A 4089-nucleotide genomic window follows, 5' to 3' on the forward strand; every position below is an offset into this window, starting at 1 on the left:
AACGGCTTATATAAAGACCCGAAATAAATACAATCCGGGGCTAATAAGTTTCACCCCCAAACTTTAAAAATTTGAACAAATAGGCGGCCAACCCTTTTCCAATTTCCTAGTATCAACTTCAGCGAAATTGATAGCCAAGTCACATTTCTCTCACGTATGTGCCGAGGGACTCAAAGACGCAACTCTCAACTGTCGTCTCTGCGAACGGAACCCACCCGATGTTCAAATACATCCTGAAGAAGACCGCTAGCTGGTTGCTAGTTATCTTCCTCGCGACCAACATCGCCTACTTTCTCGCGGCAACCTTCCTTGATCCGCGTTCGAATTACATAGGCCGCAACCCGCCTCTTCGCCCGGAAGAAATCTCCAATATCCTCCAGCCATTGGGTCTCGACCCAGAAACGCCCCTCCTTGAGCGCTGGTGGAACTGGTTTAGTGGGATTTTGTTCCACTGGGACTGGGGCAGCTCCCCTTTGGGAGACCCAGTCAGCGCCCAGATCGGCCACCGTGCGCTCGTGTCTGCCCAGCTTCTCCTCCTAGCAACCGTGCTTTCTGTTGTCATCGGTGTTGGTTTGGGTGTTTACACCGCTGCGCGCCAGTACAAGGCTGCCGACCGCGTATGGCAGGGCATATCCATCATCACGATGAACACCCACGTCGTTGTCGCTTCTATCTTGGTGGTCGCAGGTGGCCTGTGGCTAAACCGTGTGACCGGGCACCGCATCGTCTACGTCACCGGCTCTGCTAATCCGGACATCACTGGTCTTATCCCCAAGCTGATCGACTACGCCCAGCACCTCATCCTGCCCACCATCGCCCTAGTCGTCATCAGCTACGCCGGCTACCACATGATGCAGCGCACTCTCCTGCTGGACAACCTCAATGCCGACTACGTTCGCACTGCCCGCGCGAAAGGGCTAACCCGTGCCCAAGCCATCCGCAAGCACGCGCTAAGAACCTCCATCATCCCGGTGGCAACGTCAGTTGCTTTCTCCGTGCCCGGAATCTTCACTGGCGCGATCATGACCGAGCAGATCTTCGCTTGGAAAGGCATGGGCCAGTACTTCATCGAAACCATCAGTCGCAACGACGTCAACGGCACCACCGCGGTCGCCGCCTTCGGCGCAGTGATGATTGCATTCTCAGCAATTCTGGCCGACCTCGTCGTTGTTGCACTCGACCCACGAGTGAGGGTGAGCTAAATGTCTCCAGAGAAAAAGTCCACGACTCCTCGCGCTTCGGCACGTCACTCGGAACGCCACCGGCGAAACGACCTCGCTATCGACTCCGCGGCGGATAACCTCGGTGTTCGCCCACACGCCGCCACCGCCGACTTCAGCATGGCCTCGGAGCCAAGCGCCCAATCTGCACTGGCTTCCGGTGTTGATGTCGATGATGCCCAACGCCGCCAATTCACAGGCAACGACGGAGACGAAAAGGAAGAGGTCTTCCGCGGCACGTCGAAGCTGAAGCTGTACACGCGGCGCTTCTTCCGCAACAAGTTCGCTTTAATCGGCGCACTCATCTTCCTGCTTCTAACCTTGTTGGCTCTCTTCGGCGGCTTTGTTGCGAAGTGGCCTTACGACGAGCCTGACTTCTTAAACCTCGCCACAGGACCTTCGCCGGAGCACTGGTTTGGCACCACCGATTCTGGCAACGACCTTTTCGCCCAAACCGTTCATGGCTTGGGGCGCTCGCTCATCATCGCGTTGGTCGTCTCCATTGCCACGACCGTCCTTTCGGCGCTCATCGGCGCTGCCGCAGCCATGTACGGCGGACGCATCGAAAAGGCGATTCTGGCTTTTATCCACTTCTTGCTCGCCATCCCGACCTTCCTGCTCATCGCTCTCGTGGTGGCGGATTCCGGCGGCGATTGGAAGCTGCTCATCGTGGTCCTCATCGCCTTTGGCTGGATGTACCCCGCCCGTGTTATTTGGGCGATGGCGCTGTCCGTGCGCGAAAACGACTACGTGCGAGCGGCCGACTACATGGGCGTATCGCGCTTCCGCACCATCGTTCGCCACATCGTGCCCAACATCGGATCGCTGCTCATCATCCAGTTCGCACTGGGCGTCGTGAGCACCGTCATGTCAGAAACAGCACTGTCCTTCTTGGGTTTGGGCGTGAAGCTTCCCGACGTCTCTTTGGGCACGCTGCTTTCCGTCGGCGCCAACGCCATCGAATCCTCGCCTTGGCAGTTCTACTTCCCAGCGGGCGTGCTGACCCTACTCACTGTGTCCATGGCATTCATCGCGGATGGCCTGCGCGATGCCATTGACCCCAACTCGAACTCCGGAGGCCGAGCATGACAACGCCTACTACCCCATTGCTGCAAGTCCGCGACCTCGCCGTCACCTTTCCTTCTGAAGCTGGTTCGGTCCATGCTGTCCGTGGCGTCAACTTCGATCTTCTGCCAGGGCGCACCCTCGCGATTGTGGGTGAATCCGGCTCCGGAAAGTCCGTGACGTCGATGGCCATTATGGGGCTTTTGCCTGGCTACGCCAAGGTTGAGGGCTCTGTTAAATTCCAGGACACTGAGCTGATCGGAATGTCCGACAAAAAGATGTCCGAAATCCGTGGCCAAGACATCGCCATGATTTTCCAGGATCCGCTCTCTTCGCTGACTCCCGTCTTTTCCATCGGTGACCAGCTCAAGGAAGCCATCCAGATTCACCGCTCACTGTCGGATAAGGAAGCCGAGCAAGAGGCCATCCGCCTTCTGGATTTGGTGGGTATCCCCGAGCCTGAAAAGCGCATCAAGTCCTTCCCGCATGAATTCTCCGGCGGTATGCGCCAGCGCGTGGTCATCGCTATCGCGATGGCCAACAACCCCAAGGTCATCATCGCCGACGAGCCAACCACCGCTCTCGACGTCACCATCCAGGCGCAGATTCTTGAGGTCCTCAAGGTCGCTCAGCGCGAAACCGGCGCTGCGGTCATCATGATTACCCACGACATGGGAGTCGTCGCGGGCACGGCAGATGACGTCCTCGTCATGTATGCCGGGCGCGCCGTCGAATATGGCGACGTAGACACCATCTTTAGCAACCCCAAGATGCCCTACACGGTGGGACTACTCGGCTCTACCCCACGCGTGGACAAGTCGAGCGACCAGCCCCTCGTACCGATTAACGGCACCCCGCCGCGCCTCATCGAGATTGTGCCGGAATGCTCGTTTGCTGCCCGCTGTCCCGTGGCGCAGGAAGGCTGCTGGAAGCAGGAGCCTGAATTGCGTGCACTTGACGACGCCCCGCGGCACGCCGCCGCTTGCCTGCGCTCCGATGAGATCAATCAGGGCAGCATCGGTGGCGAGCGAATGTACCCGCTGCCACAGATTTCCCCCGATGCCCTAGGCGATACCCCGTATGACGAGCGCCCCGTGACCCTGGAGGTAGAAAACCTCGTCAAGGAATTCCCACTCATCAAGGGCGCCATCCTCAAGCGTCGCGTGGGCACCGTGCATGCGGTTAACAGCATCAGCTTCACTGTCCATCAAGGCGAATGTTTCGCCATCGTGGGCGAATCCGGTTCCGGCAAGACCACCACCTTGCTCGAAATCATGGATCTTAACCCACCTAAGGGTTCCACCATCGTTGTTAATGGCACCGACACCTCCGGTCTTAGCAGCTCAGCTCGCCGCAGCCTGCGCAAGGACATCCAGATCGTCTTCCAGGACCCAATGAGCTCGCTGAACCCGCGCATGACAATCCGCGAGATCATCGCGGAACCGCTGGAATCGCTGGGCTATGACGGCGACGTCGGCAAGCGCGTGAGCGAGCTCATGAAGCTCGTCGGCTTGGAATCCCACCAGGTAGACCGCTTCCCAGGGCATTTTTCTGGTGGCCAGCGTCAGCGCATCGGCCTGGCCCGCGCACTGGCTACAAACCCGTCAATCATCGTCCTCGACGAGCCAGTATCTGCTCTGGACGTATCCATCCAGGCCGGCATCATCAATCTGCTGCATGACCTGAAAAACCGCCTGGGTATCTCCTTGGTCTTCGTGGCTCACGACCTATCCGTGGTGCGCAATCTTTCCGACAAAGTCGCCGTCATGTACAAGGGCGACTTCGTGGAATACGGCGCCACCGA

General features: G+C 58.4%; 3 protein-coding genes. All 3 read left to right on the forward strand.

Going from position 1 to position 4089, the window contains the following annotated elements; all coding sequences use genetic code 11:
* Positions 1-218: 218 nt before the first annotated feature.
* A complete protein-coding gene (locus HMPREF0308_RS09510; protein WP_005531063.1) occupies positions 219-1202 on the forward strand; it encodes an ABC transporter permease in 984 nt (327 codons plus the stop codon).
* Complete coding sequence (locus HMPREF0308_RS09515) at positions 1203-2309, forward strand: ABC transporter permease (RefSeq protein ID WP_005531064.1); 1107 nt, start codon at positions 1203-1205, stop codon at positions 2307-2309.
* Positions 2306-4089: dipeptide ABC transporter ATP-binding protein (locus tag HMPREF0308_RS09520; protein WP_005531065.1), on the forward strand; the 1784-nt coding region annotated here is incomplete at its 3' end. The genes HMPREF0308_RS09515 and HMPREF0308_RS09520, both read left to right, overlap by 4 nt.

The sequence above is a fragment of the Corynebacterium striatum ATCC 6940 genome, assembly GCF_000159135.1.
In the GTDB taxonomy this organism is placed as follows: domain Bacteria; phylum Actinomycetota; class Actinomycetes; order Mycobacteriales; family Mycobacteriaceae; genus Corynebacterium; species Corynebacterium striatum.

Coding starts and splice junctions, on each gene's coding strand:
- HMPREF0308_RS09510 (WP_005531063.1), top strand. CDS start 219: ATGTTCAAATACATCCTGAAGAAGACCGCTAGCTGGTTGCTAGTTATC.
- HMPREF0308_RS09515 (WP_005531064.1), top strand. CDS start 1,203: ATGTCTCCAGAGAAAAAGTCCACGACTCCTCGCGCTTCGGCACGTCAC.